This is a genomic window from Pseudomonas helleri, from assembly GCF_009600315.1.
Lineage (GTDB): Bacteria > Pseudomonadota > Gammaproteobacteria > Pseudomonadales > Pseudomonadaceae > Aquipseudomonas > Aquipseudomonas helleri_A.
Map to the genome: position 1 here is coordinate 21,170 of NZ_WIWC01000021.1, position 14,421 is coordinate 35,590.

The window sequence follows — 14,421 nt, forward strand, 5'->3', positions numbered from 1 at the left end:
TTTTTACGTCCGCATATCCGGTTTGTTCATTTTGGCGATGTCCATTTGCAGAGCATTTTTTAGCAGTGCCATGGTCGTGACTTCATTAATGGGCCCCCATAAACCATCCGGGTAATGGGCCTGTGGCGCCTGCCCTTCCAGGTAGTTGATGATGATTTCTTCCCATGGGTCCTCCACATATCGGGCATCCTGCTCCTCGCGGGCAATTTCCTGCGGGTAGTCCCACCACTGGAAATCGGTTGTGTACAGATGCAGTGCTTCTGCCCATAGCTCTTTACGCCATTGGCGGATGTACTCAACATCGGCCTTGTGGACGAGCACCGGCAGAAAACGTCGAGCTCCGGTTGGATCGCTGAGGTAGGTGTCGGCATTGGTGGTGCCGATAAATACGCACTGGCGCGGGTGACTTTCCCCATGCCGCTCATAGGGCGCACGGTACTTGTCATCGCGACGGGTAATGGCCATTTTTACTTGGTTGATATCAGCCTTAGAAAAACTCTGCATTTCGCCAATTTCAACCACGGTATGGCCCTGCATCGTCACATAAAAGTCCTTGGTGGTCGGCGGTTCGCTGGTTTCCAGATACCAGTCAAAACCGAACAACTCGGCAATACAGGTCGATTTGCCTAGCCCCTGCCCGCCTTCCAGCACCACCATTTCATCGACTTTGCAGCCCGGCGTGAACACTCGCGCCACTGAGGACACCAACAACGATTGACCGATGTGCATGGTGTACTCGTTCTCATCGATACCGACACCGTGGGCAAAAGATTTGATAAGCGAGGCTGCCCATCCCAGGGCGGCAGGCGTTCGAGCCATTCGCGCACGGGATGAAAACGGGCATCCCAAGCCACCAGTCTTGCAGCCTCTTCAGCCACCAGACTGCTTCGCAGGCGCAAACTCCAGACCATCTGCAACCACACCAGAGTTTTGCTCGCATCTACATCCAGCCACGACCCACCTCGCCGCCGAAAACCATGGCTCTTTGAGTTTTTCAATCCGGCTGGAGAACTCATTAAAAGCCAGCACGCCTTGCCATTCAGGCGCGTGCTTGAGGATCAGATAAGCGTTGGTCAGTTCGGCACGCAGAATATTGTCCTCCGTGCGGCGCAGGCAGGATTTCCAGTCAGTGGCGGGTTCCAGGAACGGGCTTGAGTGGCTTGCTCGGCGTGCGGGTTTTGGTGGCTGGCTTTTCGTTAAGCCCAAGCAACCGGGCAGCAGCCTTAACGGCTTTCGACACATCGCCGCCATGTTCCAGCAGGCAATAGACGGCAAAGGCATCATTCTGATGACCATTGGCCAGCGGGTCGGCACCGTGATGGGAATACACCTTGCCATCAGTCACTGAAACGGCGGGCAATCCCGTGCTGCTTTGCGGGCATAGCCAGCGTTGGCCGTGTTGGGTGTAACCGTGGGAGCTGAGCAATGACTCGACATTGTGGGCGTGGTTGAACTGCTCGATCACCGAGGGGCTTGCGCCTTCAACTCGGGATGCTCTGGTCTTGGGAGAAGGTTTGGCCTTTATCGCCCACGGGCACAAGGCTTCGGCATCGCGCTTGAACAGATCCCAGTTTTGCCACGCACTGAGCAATTCAGGCAAAAGCAATGGAAACCCTGCGGCTACAGGTGGCGTTTTCCAGATGTAGGGTTTGCCTGTGCGGGGGTGAATGGAAGGCGGCAGAACGTCCTGTACCGGCCCTGCACGCAACTCAAAAACTGTAAATGGCCGGTATTTGTCGGCCAGAGTCTTCAATACCTGTTCGCTGGCTATATCCCCTGCACTCTTGGCCTCCTTGAGTAATGTAATCGTCGACTTGAACTTCGCCCCGTCAGGATCATTAGCGCTTGACCACGTCAATGCATGTCGTTTCAAAGTCGAATTTTCAGGCGCAAAAAAGAGAATTCTCATACGCGCCGGATTACCTATTACGCACGGAAATTTATCAGCCATCCCTTCAAGCTCAAGCCCCAGAAGTTCTCGGAGGATATGGCGGGTCCATTGTGCGTCATCAACATCCAGTGAGCAGAGCCGGCTCTCGCCCAAGACAACACCCAGATTGTGCGTCGGGTGCTCACCCCAGAAAGCAGCCGCCAGTTCAGCGTCACGGAAAAATCCACCGGGTTTATTCCAGGCATTGCCTTTAGGCGCCTTCTGTCCGGGCTCAATCGGGACCAGGGCCAAACCGGACACTTCGATGTACTTCCTGGCCCAATCAGCCAGTGAGGATAACTCAGCCATTCGTTCTTTCCTCACAGACAAGCGGCTCATCAATCCACTTTTTTATACATATGAAATATGCATAATGAAAACATTCAGGATTCAATACGACGAAGCTAAAAATGCCGCGAACAAGAAGAAGAACAAGGGCGTAAGCCTGGCTGACGCTGAAGCGGTATTTTATGACGACGCAGCTCTGACTATTCAGGATCGGGACCATGATGAGGATAGCTGGGTCACCATGGGAAAAAGCGCAACCGGACAGATTCTGGTGGTTGCCTATACCTACCGGGATCCAAACTTCATACGCATCATCAGCGCTCGCCTCGCATCCAAAGCCGAGTGCCGCCACTATCTGGAGGGTTAAACCATGAAAGACGAATATGACTTCAGAGCGGCCAAACGCGGGGCTGTTGCCAATACCAAAGGCAAAACCCGGATCACCATCATGCTGGATGACGCGGTGATTCAGGTAGCCAGAGAAATGGCCGAAAGTGCCGGGATGGGTTATCAAACGATGATCAACAACATCCTGCGTCAGTATTTGCTGCCCAAGATCACGCATAGCCATAGGGCCATTGCCGAAGATCGCACGAAGGTGCTTGAGGTCATCAATGAAGGCATCAGTACATCGGAGGTACAGGCCCTGGAGAAACAACTCATGGCCGTAGCCAGTGAGCTGAAGCGTGTCTTGGGTAGGGAAACGCCTGATACACACAAAACCAAAGCAGGTCAGTGAGGGCACTAACCTGCTTTGACATCCTGCACAAACGTATAAGCTTTGCATGATGCAGCCCTAGGCCGCCGCTTTCTTTGCACGGCTGCCAATTGGACGAATCTCGATTGCCGAACACCGTCCTTGGGCATCAATTCTGATTCGTACATCGCGCTCAGAATGGAGCATCTGCGATACGGCGCTTTGGGTAATACCTAGTAAGCGCCCAAGCTCCGGCTGAGTGCGGCCTTTAGCAAAATCCCGCAACGGGACACCCATTTCGTCTGCCATGGCTGATTACCATCAGATGAAAAACACTCAAAAATTAGCTCTACTTGTTTTATCTCAAGTGAAAATGTAAAACGTCGAAACAAATAAGAGACTCTTATATTGTTGGCAGCATGACTAAACAAAAAGACGACCTCGTAGAAGAAGCAGCCCGTTTAAAAGCCATCTACAAGCAAAGAAAGAAACTCGACCCCACCCTAAATCAAGCCAGGATTGCCGAAGTGTGCGACTGGGCAGGCCAAAGTGTTGTCAGCCAGTACATGACAGGAAAAATCCCACTCAACCTTACTGCACTTCTGAAGTTTTCAAAGGCACTGCAATTCAAACCGGCGGAAGTCAGTGAGCGATTATTAAAAATCTATCCATTTGAAGATTTAGAAGTTCCCACTGAGCGTCTACTATGCGCACTTCAACGCCTTACTTGTCGTTTGGCCACTCTTTTGGGCTCCACCCTGTTGAGGTCATAGACGATGATCGCCCGCTTGGCGAAGATGAGGTCGGGCTGGAGTCTTTATCCGAGGTAGAGCGCAGGGATGGCAGGGGGACTGAGGTGAAATCAGGGGGGAACGGCTATCGCTTTCCTTTCAGTAAACAGATTCTGGCGCTCAAGAATATCAAGCCTGAAGATGCCCGTGTCCTGGTGGTCGAAGGAAACAGCATGGACCCGGTATTGCGCCATGGATGCATTGCTGTTTTGCACATCCTCCCCGCTCCCATTGAAGAAGGCCAAATCTATGCACTGGACAACGACGGACAAATTGTAGTTCGTTTATTATTTAAACTCGCCAACCATGGCTTACGACTGCGGTGTTACAACACGAATGACTACCCGGACGAACGTTTGAGTGCGGCTTACATCAAGGATCACATCAAAGTACTGGGCAAAGTATTTTGGTATGGCGGGCTAATATAGCCACTCGTCGCCTGTCTATATAAATCGCGCCATGTTTATTGAATTTCAGAAACAGCGATACTAATTTTAGATTTAAATCCTGCAACCTCAAGCAGGGAGGGCTAACAATGAAAACAACACAGCCCCCTGAATGCCTTCTCTATCTGCATCCAGCGGTAGTGGATCGATATCTTATCGAATCGATTCAAAAGTACACCGGTCGCTTTTTGCTCATCAAGGGCAGAAAGACAGCCACAGCCAAAAATCCTCAACCGCGCAGCCCCATGGGGTGGCGATGCTGCGTAACGGTAGCCCTGTAAACCATATGTGGAGGCAGCCATGACCTCGACACTGGATTAACTCCGCCGGGAATGGAGCACCCCCTGCCCTACGCTAACGGCAGTTCGCGAGCGGTATTTTGCGCATATAAAAACTGACCGATATCTGCTGCAAGAGATCAGCAGCGGCCATATCAAGATGCGCTGCACGCGACTGCATGATTCGATCAGGGCTGAGCGCGTGATTTACCTCAACGACCTTGCTGACTACCTGGACTCCCTGGTCCCGACCGGTCATGGAGAGACAGCAAACGTGCCCACTTCCAATCCACGATGATAAAACCATGGATATCCAAAGCGAAATTCTCGCAGAAGACGAGATCAGTGCCATTACGGTCTTCAAGCTGGCCCGCTCGCAAATAAACTGGCTGGAAAAGCATGGCTGGCATTACGAATTGAATGGTGCTCGACGGCCAGTTGTTGGCCGGGTTTATGCGCGATTGAAACTTGCTGGCGTCAAACCCACCGGGGCCAATGCAATAGTGCAGACCTGGACTCTAGACCTCTCAAAGATCAGCTGACATGGCCTTCAAGACTCCAGCTAACCGCGATCTACCCTCACGCATGATCCGTCGCACGCGCAAACGAAAGAACGGGCAACCTTGGATCGGCTATTACTACGATGGCAGAGATGAGCAAGGCAAAAGAAAAGAGATCCCACTAGGGTCAGACCTCAATGAAGCCAAGCTAAAGTGGGCCAAATTTGAATACAAGAATCCACCGATTATTGCGCGGAATATGGGTGAGGTTTTTGACCGCTACGAGGAAAGGATCATCCCCGGCAAAAAACCTCGCACTCAGCAAGACAACCTCAAAGAGCTCAAACAACTGCGCAAGTGCTTTGACAAGGCCCCCATAGATGCAATCACCCCTTAGATCGTTGCTCAATACCGGGATGCCCGGACTGCAAAGGTGAGAGCAAATCGCGAAATTGCCCTGCTCTCTCATGTTTTCACCATTGCACGGGAATGGGGGCTGACTGAAAAGACCAATCCATGCGCCGGTGTGCGGCGCAACAAAGAAACGCCCCGCGATTTTTATGCTGACAGTCAGATCTGGGACGCTGTGTATATGCATGCTACCCAAGAGTTGAAGATGCCATGCAGCTCGCTTACCTCACGGGCCAGCGCCCGGCGGATGTGCTGAAGATATCCATTCACGACCTGACTGATGATTTCTTGCTGGTGGGTCAGGGGAAAACCCAGAATCGTCTGCGCATATCACTTCGGTATGAAGGGATGGAAACCAAGCTGAGTATGTTTATAGATGATCTGATGGAGCGCCGGATGCTGAACGGAATTCGGAACTCCCGACTGATCACAAATTCCGGAGGGTTACGCATGTGTTCACAAATGTTGCGCAACCGCTGGGACGAGGCTCGTTTAAAAGCGGCTAAACAAGCCGTTGCTGATGACAATCATGAACTGGCAGCAAGTATTCGACAGTTTCAATTCAGGGATATTCGGCCTAAAGCCGCCAGTGAGATTGGGTTAGAACATGCCAGCCGACTGTTGGGGCATTCCAAAGAAGAAATAACTCGCAAAGTATATCGGCGGATTGGGGAGGTTGTACGACCCACCCAATAAAAAACCAACAAATCACCTTCACAAGAAAACACGACCACACAAAGTGGAAGCCAGCATTAAAAATGCCAGCTCCATAATTAAGTGATTGGTGACACAAATATATCAGTTGCCTCGCATAGCAAACCCTGAAACTAGCCTCTATTAAGTTGGAAAAGCTTTACATATAGTTTTGCCTTGAGCTCTTTCAAATCAACAAAAGTCAATATACGCTGACTCTGCAAATCAAAGGGAATTTCTTCGAAGCCTGATGAAACCAATACAACAGCCTTTCCAAGGCACTGAGCAATACCTACTTCATAATAAACGTTCGGATTTCGTCCATTCAGGTTGGCTATCACATATCTTGCAGATAATATTTGCTCTACAATATGCTTAAGAATATTCCCCTCTTTAAAAACTTCATCCCCTCTCACGCAAGCCAACCCAAGCATACCGCAGGCTTCTTTAATAGCCAAATGCTCATCCTTGTAAGCATCATGGAATGGGGTTATCAGAAATACCTTATCATCTTTTTCTTGAATAGCTTGAAAGTCTATACCGATATTTTTTATAAATCTGAATTGATCTACACCGTAATTATTTTCAGCAGTTCCAGAGTGCTTAATGTCAGCATCTCCACCATCAACGACTAAATGATTTAACTCTTGCCAACCTGCATGATCCTTCTGGAACTTTTCATTTATTTTATAAATACTCCCCTCTAGAGAGGACCTCACAGCTCCCAGCTCAACCTTCCCAAGAGCATGATTATACTTTGTCTTAGATCGCTTAACTTTAACCAGCAAATATACAAGCGGAAAAGAAAGCACGAAAGCTACAACACCTGCAAAATAAAATGCATCAGACATATACTCAAGGTGCATGAGTCTCTCCCAGCAACAACATCACAGAATAATATCCCATAAAGCTAGTCAGCGTCAGATTAAACACTGTTGTGCAATATATCTTAGCGACCCCTTTAGCACTTTCTGGCTTCCCATCCAGTGCTGAGAGACAGTACCGCCACAACGAAATAGAAAAAACTTTTAATATGAAAGCACCAAACAAGAAAGCAAGTGTAGACGCAACAACCTCTCCTGTCTTTATCGTTATAATCAAACTAATGATTGTCGAAACACAAAAAACTGATATGTCTACAGGGAGCTCTACGACACACTTTAGTAGCTCTATCTCTTTTATAGACTTACCAACCAACAATTTAAGCATGAATGAAGCAAGTATCAACAACAATGGCAGTATCGCCGCATAAGTTGCGGGTGTCATAATTATTATCGCCCAGCGTTAACTATTTCTTAAGGAATTCAACAGTAATCAGACCAACTGTTATCTCCCGCATCAAACATCAAAATAATCTTCAAAGAATTTTCTAAATACAATATACCTAGCACACCTGAACCGTCATATTTTAGATGGCCAAATGCCTCCATGTCCAGAAAATATCCTGACTATGAGCTTTAAAAAAATCACTGAGTAGTAATTTTGCGCTCGCAAAATAAAAGAGAAATTCAGTTTTCGCCGCCAGAAATACCATCCCACCCCATTTGACTTCCCGCCTTCGATACCTACATGCGGAACACCTCAAAAAAATGCGGAACACATCCCCCCATTTTCGCAGGCACAAAAAAACCCCGTAGACCTTGATCTACGGGGCTTTCGAATGTGGAGGCCGAAGCCGGAATCGAACCGGCGTGGGCGGATTTGCAATCCACTATTTTTTGCTTATAAATCATAAGGTTATATTACATTCGATTCCGCAAACACTGTTGATCTATTCGCCTGCACCTCAGATAAATCATGGGTTGCGTTTTTGGATGCGGAACTGATTTACACCTTATCACCCGGATGCCTGAGGATAGGGATTTGAACGTTTTCTGCGTGCATCCCGCGCCGCTACAGGCCGTGAATGCGGAGTATTTGGTGCACTATCTAAAGCCTATACCGGCCTGATGAGGCCTCACATTTGCCCTAAGATTGCCCTAATTAACGGCCTTATCAAAGTTTGTTATCCGCCGGCCTGGACAGCGGTTCATGATCGTCAGAAATCGGCCAACAGGAGTCGTCCGAGCTGTGAAGAAAAGCGTTTTTTTGCGATGTGCGTGAGTTATGTTTCATTCGTTGATCCGCTGGTACCATCAACGTAAATCAGCATTTTCTAGGATTGAGTATGCAGGGCGAACTAAGCTTCACCGATGTGGTACGGGAGATTCTTCGGCCGCATCCTGAGGGACTGACACCCCAGCAGATCCGAGAGTTCGTGAAGATCGGATACCCGCAGTACGTTGGCACGCCAAGCCATTTGAAAAACGTCGCTGCAGGTAACTACAAAGATGTTGACCATGCTGTTCTTGCCCGAATTTACTTAGCCTGCAGAGGCGCCTCAGACATCGCGGCAGATAAAAGTCGTAAGCCTCACCTAATGACTCTCTTGGCAGACGCCACCTCAGTGGAAACCAGGGCTGATGATTTTATTGAGGGGGAGGACCTTGCCAAGCTAGAGGCGGATATCGGGACGCTGTACGTGCTCTCCACCGGCCTCTATACCGCTGAGCAAGTCGAAATTGTAAAGATTGGAATAACCACTGGGTCAGTCGACAAGCGCATTACTCAGCTCTATACGACGGGGGTACCTTTTCGCTTCACGATTTTAAGCCAGCTTGAAACTACAAACTATTCAAAGCTAGAGCAGGCTTTGCACTGTTTGTTTGATAAATATCGGATCAATAAGTCCCGAGAATTTTTTACAGGGAATTGTCTGAAATTCCTTCCTGACCTAATCGCGATTCACCGAAAAATTGAGGAAGCGTGAGCCAGTATGGTGCAGCGAATTAAGCAATGGTACAGGGTTGTTTTCCCTACATTGACTGACAGTTTTCGGCCAATAGCGGTCATCTACGACCAGCAACTATCTATCCCAGTGTCAGATGTTGTATACCGAGTCGATAGCAGTCAGTTGCGTCGCACTGCCGTAGATTCCCTGTGGCGATCTACGACACCTCGCTCACAGTCTTTGCTGCATAGGTGCACTAGCTAGCGCGACTCGTGCTGGACGCCCACTAAGCCGGACGCCCACCGTCATGATGTCAGCCATGCTGCTCAGCAGGAAGGTTTCAACAGCCGCTGGCGAGTTGCCGCTAGCGTACGGTGGTTGTTCTCCTCTCATCACGGACTTAGGTCCACTAGGGCCACAGTTAGGTACAAGCCTAATTAACCTAGGTAAAGCGCGACGACTATGCTGTTCCTTCTGCTACTGATCCGGGTGGACCAAGCCATTGAGCGGCTGGAACTCCACTAAAGGGCTTAATACCTCGGCAGCGTCGACGTGAGAGCACGGTCACGCAAGCCTGTTACCTAGAGGATACGCCACCACTTTTTCTAAAACGTTGTGCCTCGACCATTGATAAACTGCGTGGTGTTCCTACGCGAGTCGCAGATTACGGCCTCTTTTCACTACCCCTTGGCAAAAATTTTGAGAAATATCTATGGTTATGTTGACCCGTGTGCACTCTGCCCCAGAGCCAGGGGCACTGAATGTCGTTTTCGTACACGGACTGGGCGGTCACCCACGCGAGACGTGGATGCACAATGCCACTGATCATACGACTCTATGGCCCACCTGGATTGGTGAGGATACCGACTGCCACGTGTGGATCGCTGGCTACGGCGCGGCGCCCACAAAGTGGGTCGATACGGCTATGCATTTGGCGGACCAAGGGGTCGCATTGGTGTCAGCGCTGCAGGCAGAGGAAAGCCTGAGTGGCGCACGCACTGTCCTTGTTGGCCACAGCCTAGGAGGGTTGGTGATCAAGTCTGGAATGACACAGGCGGAATCACTTGGAGACCCGTCCCATGCTCAAGTTCTCAATACCATTGAAGGTGTCGTTTTCATTGGAACTCCGCATCAAGGGGCGAACTTAGCCAATCTTGCAGATGTGCTGCGGATCCTTGTTCGGCCGAACCCGCAGGTTGGGAACATGCAGACCGATGACGCTTGGCTCAAAACCCTGAACGGGCAGTTTCGCCACCAACAAGCCCGTCGCAAATTCCAAGTCAGGGTATTTTTCGAAACCAAGAAGCTTTTTAAAGGAATTAGAATCCTCGGCATACCTCTGGGTAAAAGCTTCATTATTGTGGACCGCCACAGCAGCGATCCGGGCATTGAGGGAGTGGTACCAACCGGAATCGAAGGCGATCATTTAGAGATTGCCAAGCCAAGATCGAGAACAGTGTTGGCCCACAAGGCGTTAGTAGAAATTATCAAGCGAATAGCGCAGAGCGGTGGCTTTCCACCGGGGCAGGGGCTGACGACACCCTTAGCAACGCGAGAGCCGGTTTTGCCTTCTGCGGAAGAGATTGCCAGAAAACTCAGCAATGCATCCACTCAGATGCTCAACTGGCCCAGCACGCTTCTTGACGGCACTTGGATACAGCGCATGGAGCTAGAGCCCCTTTCGCTAGATTTAAACGGGGGGGATGAGCACACTTTTTTTATCTTAGGCGAGCCAGGCAGCGGTAAATCCTCGCTACTTGTAAAGCTCGCTGAAGAAAAACGCCAAACGGGATGGTCAGTGTTAGCTATAAAAGCTGACCGTCTTCCTGAAGAGGTTCGTGACCGGCAAGACCTCAACGGGTACCTGGACCTCGGCGGGGACAGCATCGCCATTCTCCAGACAGCGGCGGCCCGTGGGCCTGTTCTGGTTGTAATCGACCAAATTGATGCCCTTGCGGAGCTTATAGTGCAGCAGTCAGCGCGCCTGCGGGTATTGCTGGATTTTGTGAACGATCTTGCCTCCATTCCGGGCATCAGAACGGTTATCTCCTGCCGGACATTCGAGCAAAAGCATGATCCGGCACTGAGAAATCTCAGTGCTCAAATCGTGAATTTGGAGCTGCCCGAATGGGGTGATGTGCTCCCAGTCCTTCAAGCACATGGCTTACACGCTGACGTTTGGAATCCGGAGCTTAAACAGATACTCCGATCACCCCATGCACTGGTCGTGTACTTGTCATTACTTCGAGAACATACCGAATTGGGGGCCTTAACCAGTTTTCATGGCTTACAGGAAGCACAGTGGGAGAAGTACGTTTTAAGTGACCCGACTGATGCCAAACGTAAAACGCTCAGGGTGCTAGCCAAGAACATGGCTGAGCGCGAGGTACTAGGCTTACCGCTCGCGATCGTAGAAGAGCATTACATGGTAATTAAGCAGTTGAGCGCAATGGGGTTGCTGCGTATCGACTCAGGCCGCGTAGAGTTCAGGCACCAGACCCTTTATGAATTCGTGCGCGCCAGAATGTTTTTGGAAGATAGTGGCAGCCTGACAGACACTGTATTGCAAAACCAAAGCACCCTGCGCATTCGCCCACAGGTATGGCACGCGCTGAGTTACTTCCGAAGCGCCGCGCCGCTGGACTACGAAAAAGAACTCGAGAAGCTCTGGGAGGCTGAGCTGCGCCCGCACCTGAGAATGTTGCTGATCGAGTTTCTGGGTAAGCAAACCGAGTTGCTCAGTAAAGAACGTACGCTTGTCGAAGCGTGCATCGAGGATACTTGGCTGTTTCCCAGATTTATAAGCGCGATGGTGGGCAGCCCGGGATGGTTTGACGCGCTGAGTACGTCTGCGATTCCTAAATGGATGGCGCAAGGCGAGGTCAGAGCGCAAGCCTTGGTTCCCTTGCTGACCCAAGCGCTTCAGTTTAATGCGTCAGCAGTTGTCAGTTTCATCCACCGCTTCTGGCTGCCGGCCCCTGAATTAGACATTTTAAGTTGGCAGGTACTCGCTTGGAATGACGTATCGCCTATGCCAGGGCTCTGGCTCGATGGTTTGACGACCATTGCTAACCGTACGCCACTCTCCGAGTGGACGATCGCCAGTACAACCAATCTGGTCAGTATAGATCACCCCACTGAAGCGCCCAAATTGTTAAGGGCATGGTTGAACAGAGCCATCGAGCACGCGAAATCTATCGAAAGCCCCTCTTCGCGTACGCCGAACGCTGTCGAGAAAATGATTGATGTGATCAGAAACATCATTCAAAGCAATTACCTTCATGAGATAGAAGCGGTTGCGGAAGCTGCCCCCCAACCCTTCTGCGAAGAAATTTGGCCTCTGCTGGTCGAATGCTTTCAGGTTACTTCGTCGAAGGCGACCGGCTCGGGCGGCGGGTATCGTGACAGTCGGGGATTATCAATTCGTCAGATGGGTGAGGGCGCCTCGCACTGCCCTCCACTATTAGCCTCGATTTTTTTGGCATTGGAAAAATGGGCCACGCTGGATGCTGCCAAATTTCTTGATTTTGCTGACTCCTATTCCTCTTCGGAAAGTCTGCTAGTTCATCGTCTCCTGGCCCTCGGACGGGCTGTGGCAGGACGAACATGGCCCACGCGCATCTTGCACTACATCAGCGACGATCCACGACGCTTGATGTTAGGGCCATATTCCGATGTGCATCACGACAGTATTGCTCTCATCCAAGCGATAGCTCCCCAATTAGATGATCAGCATTACCTACGCCTTGAAGAAATACTCAAACACTGGTCCATGCCAGTGAGTGGCGCAATTACGGAGCCGGTATCGATCCGTCAGCAGCGGACCATTTGGAACCGACAACATCGTCTTAGGCTACTCCGAGCACTACCCGCGCGGCGGCTCACGCCTGCAATTCAGAAATTGATCGAGGAAGAAAATCGGGCATTTCCTAGTCAAAGCCCTCGGGAAGTCACCTTCGGTGAGGCCCAATGGATAGGCAGTCCTGTTACTGCAGAACAGATGGCGAAAGCATCCGACGAAGATGTTTTTGGGATATTCACGGAGCTAACTGACGAATGCGGCTGGGATCATCCTCGCCATCAGATGCAAGGTGGCGCGATTCAGGCTGGCCGTGAACTGGGGCGACTGGCGCATGTAGATTTGCCGAAGACGCTCAGGATCCTCCGTTCACTGGAACCCGCGGTCAATGAAATTCCGGCTGCCTGTATTCTGCGTGAGCTTACATCGGCAAAAATCCCGGCGGCTGAATTGCACGCCCTCGTCCTTGAGCTAGCGGAAAAAGGATTCTCAAGTCCAGGCTTCAGAAGCGACGCGGCTTTCGCCATAGAATCGAGCGTAACCGAAGATCAGCCGATTCCAGAGGCTCTGATTGCAATGCTGGAAAAGTGGCTAACCGCTGATTCTACGGTACATGATTCCGAACCTGAGGATCCGCAAAAGCCAAACCGCTCCTCAGTCCTGTGGGGGGGAGGCTTATCGATGGTGATCCCCGAAGGGAATTATCCGGTGTTATCCGCATTAACAGCGGCGTGTCTAGTCCCCTCCACCAAAAAAAGCGATCGGTGGCTGGATATTCTCGAAAAGCATGCGCAGCGAAACGAAGTACCACAGGTTTGGGAAATGCTGCTGCAGTCAGAGCTTACAAACCTTGGATTGTGTGATCACTTCAGAGCGGAGCGCCTTGTAGAAACTATTATTTCAAAGCTACCCACGCTGCTATGCACAGACGGCTGGATCCGCTTCCTTGCCATGACCAATCGTTGGGCGTCTTCTGCAACCGTGCAGCGATGGATAGAGCTTACCGTCGATCCAGATCGACACCGACAAGGGGCAGGCGAACTGATTGCCTTAAGACACGCCAGATTTCCGGCTGAACGCTGGGCCCGTGATATGGCGTATGCCTTAGCGGAGGGTGGCAGTGAAGCCTCTGTGGGCCTTGCCCACAGCGTGGCGCGGCTGTGGGCCGAGTCCATTACTCGACCTGCCGTGCAGCCGCTCGTAGTGAAAATCATCGCTCGTGGAGAGCCGGAAGTTTTGACAGCTCTTTCAGCTATTTTTACCTGCGATGCGTTCTTACCTGATGCCGACACCTTCGAGGTACTAGATGCCTTCGTTGAACATCCACAGATCTTCCATACCGCCACTGCAGACATGCTGCCCGAGCAACTCGCGAAACTCGTAACGCGGGAGCCGCGGAGAATATTTCTGGTGGCGAATGCGATGCTGGATGTCGTGGGGTCAAAGATGGGCAACATTGCTACATCTTGGTACTTTAGTACGGAGTGGATCGTTGATATTGCATTGAAGCTGCAGGACCTAGACGATTCAGCACGTTCACTGGGTGCGCTGCTTTTCGAGCGTATGCTCGAGTTCAACATTCCCCAAGCGAGGGATATGTCGATCTGTCTCGATAAAAGAACGCCGGCCGGCAGGGCGCCCCAGCCCCAAAGGAGGCGGCCGATATCTCGCTTGAGGAAAAAGGCGACGAATGCCTGACTGTTGCCTCCTGCCGGAGCCTGCCCAAGCTGAATTTGCGTCATTGGAGTGCGGTGTTGCGCACTCCCGGAAGGCGAGAAAAATAGCGAACGATTCTTCAAGCGCGCATGGCTCCTGCGC

At 50.9% G+C, this 14,421-nt stretch carries 11 protein-coding genes, 1 tRNA gene and 2 pseudogenes; 9 read left to right on the top strand and 5 right to left on the bottom strand.

What is annotated here, in order from left to right; genetic code table 11:
- Window positions 1-3 precede the first annotated feature (3 nt).
- Together GHN86_RS13810 and GHN86_RS13815 are read right to left on the bottom strand one after the other, a co-directional pair.
- Window positions 4-819, bottom strand: a complete 816-nt coding sequence (locus GHN86_RS13810) for a virulence-associated E family protein (protein WP_153378865.1) — start codon at window positions 817-819, stop codon at window positions 4-6.
- Between the two features lie 307 nt (window positions 820-1,126).
- Window positions 1,127-2,239: a bifunctional DNA primase/polymerase gene (locus GHN86_RS13815; RefSeq protein ID WP_153378866.1), complete on the bottom strand. Its 1,113-nt coding sequence runs from the start codon at window positions 2,237-2,239 to the stop codon at window positions 1,127-1,129.
- 64 nt (window positions 2,240-2,303) lie between these two features.
- On the opposite strand from GHN86_RS13815, the gene GHN86_RS13820 reads away from it, so the two are divergent.
- Both GHN86_RS13820 and GHN86_RS13825 read left to right on the top strand, forming a co-directional pair.
- Complete coding sequence (locus GHN86_RS13820) at window positions 2,304-2,585, top strand: BrnT family toxin (protein ID WP_153378867.1); 282 nt, start codon at window positions 2,304-2,306, stop codon at window positions 2,583-2,585.
- Between the two features lie 3 nt (window positions 2,586-2,588).
- A complete protein-coding gene (locus GHN86_RS13825) occupies window positions 2,589-2,957 on the top strand; it encodes a BrnA antitoxin family protein (protein ID WP_153386749.1) in 369 nt (122 codons plus the stop codon).
- A 57-nt stretch (window positions 2,958-3,014) separates the two neighbouring features.
- On the opposite strand, the gene GHN86_RS13830 is transcribed toward GHN86_RS13825, so the two are convergent.
- A complete protein-coding gene (locus GHN86_RS13830; protein ID WP_153378869.1) occupies window positions 3,015-3,224 on the bottom strand; it encodes a Cro/CI family transcriptional regulator in 210 nt (69 codons plus the stop codon).
- A gap of 110 nt (window positions 3,225-3,334) precedes the next feature.
- Here GHN86_RS13830 and GHN86_RS13835 point away from each other — a divergent pair, with 110 nt between their 5' ends.
- The 5 genes and pseudogenes from GHN86_RS13835 to GHN86_RS13855 all read left to right on the top strand — a co-directional run bounded on the left by GHN86_RS13835 (window position 3,335) and on the right by GHN86_RS13855 (window position 6,037).
- A complete protein-coding gene (locus tag GHN86_RS13835) occupies window positions 3,335-3,688 on the top strand; it encodes a hypothetical protein (protein ID WP_153378870.1) in 354 nt (117 codons plus the stop codon).
- Complete coding sequence (locus GHN86_RS13840; protein ID WP_153378871.1) at window positions 3,622-4,134, top strand: S24 family peptidase; 513 nt, start codon at window positions 3,622-3,624, stop codon at window positions 4,132-4,134. Before GHN86_RS13835 ends, GHN86_RS13840 begins: the two co-directional genes overlap by 67 nt.
- 318 nt (window positions 4,135-4,452) lie before the next feature.
- A pseudogene (locus GHN86_RS13845) lies at window positions 4,453-4,728 on the top strand (pyocin activator PrtN family protein).
- A gap of 7 nt (window positions 4,729-4,735) precedes the next feature.
- Window positions 4,736-4,972, top strand: coding sequence for a DUF4224 domain-containing protein (locus GHN86_RS13850; RefSeq protein ID WP_153378872.1), 237 nt, complete (start codon window positions 4,736-4,738; stop codon window positions 4,970-4,972).
- Between the two features lies 1 nt (window position 4,973).
- Window positions 4,974-6,037, top strand: a pseudogene (locus GHN86_RS13855) (tyrosine-type recombinase/integrase).
- A 131-nt stretch (window positions 6,038-6,168) separates the two neighbouring features.
- On the opposite strand, the gene GHN86_RS13860 reads toward GHN86_RS13855, so the two are convergent.
- Both GHN86_RS13860 and GHN86_RS13865 read right to left on the bottom strand, forming a co-directional pair.
- Complete coding sequence (locus GHN86_RS13860; protein ID WP_153378873.1) at window positions 6,169-6,900, bottom strand: hypothetical protein; 732 nt, start codon at window positions 6,898-6,900, stop codon at window positions 6,169-6,171.
- Between the two features lie 797 nt (window positions 6,901-7,697).
- Window positions 7,698-7,814 (bottom strand) — tRNA-Cys (locus tag GHN86_RS13865).
- 387 nt (window positions 7,815-8,201) lie between these two features.
- On the opposite strand from GHN86_RS13865, the gene GHN86_RS23675 reads away from it, so the two are divergent.
- Window positions 8,202-8,843 (top strand): GIY-YIG nuclease family protein, encoded by a 642-nt coding sequence (locus tag GHN86_RS23675; RefSeq protein WP_153386751.1) that lies wholly within the window; start codon window positions 8,202-8,204, stop codon window positions 8,841-8,843.
- Window positions 8,844-9,522: 679 nt separating this feature from the next.
- Window positions 9,523-14,301, top strand: a complete 4,779-nt coding sequence (locus GHN86_RS13875; protein WP_228389620.1) for an alpha/beta fold hydrolase — start codon at window positions 9,523-9,525, stop codon at window positions 14,299-14,301.
- Window positions 14,302-14,421: the final 120 nt, after the last annotated feature.

Bases quoted from the DNA above. Each gene is read 5' to 3' on its own strand.
- GHN86_RS13810 (WP_153378865.1), bottom strand. From the start codon at position 819: ATGGCTCGAACGCCTGCCGCCCTGGGATGGGCAGCCTCGCTTATCAAA.
- GHN86_RS13815 (WP_153378866.1), bottom strand. From the start codon at position 2,239: ATGGCTGAGTTATCCTCACTGGCTGATTGGGCCAGGAAGTACATCGAA.
- GHN86_RS13820 (WP_153378867.1), top strand. From the start codon at position 2,304: ATGAAAACATTCAGGATTCAATACGACGAAGCTAAAAATGCCGCGAAC.
- GHN86_RS13825 (WP_153386749.1), top strand. From the start codon at position 2,589: ATGAAAGACGAATATGACTTCAGAGCGGCCAAACGCGGGGCTGTTGCC.
- GHN86_RS13830 (WP_153378869.1), bottom strand. From the start codon at position 3,224: ATGGCAGACGAAATGGGTGTCCCGTTGCGGGATTTTGCTAAAGGCCGC.
- GHN86_RS13835 (WP_153378870.1), top strand. From the start codon at position 3,335: ATGACTAAACAAAAAGACGACCTCGTAGAAGAAGCAGCCCGTTTAAAA.
- GHN86_RS13840 (WP_153378871.1), top strand. From the start codon at position 3,622: ATGCGCACTTCAACGCCTTACTTGTCGTTTGGCCACTCTTTTGGGCTC.
- GHN86_RS13850 (WP_153378872.1), top strand. From the start codon at position 4,736: ATGGATATCCAAAGCGAAATTCTCGCAGAAGACGAGATCAGTGCCATT.
- GHN86_RS13860 (WP_153378873.1), bottom strand. From the start codon at position 6,900: ATGCACCTTGAGTATATGTCTGATGCATTTTATTTTGCAGGTGTTGTA.
- GHN86_RS23675 (WP_153386751.1), top strand. From the start codon at position 8,202: ATGCAGGGCGAACTAAGCTTCACCGATGTGGTACGGGAGATTCTTCGG.
- GHN86_RS13875 (WP_228389620.1), top strand. From the start codon at position 9,523: ATGTTGACCCGTGTGCACTCTGCCCCAGAGCCAGGGGCACTGAATGTC.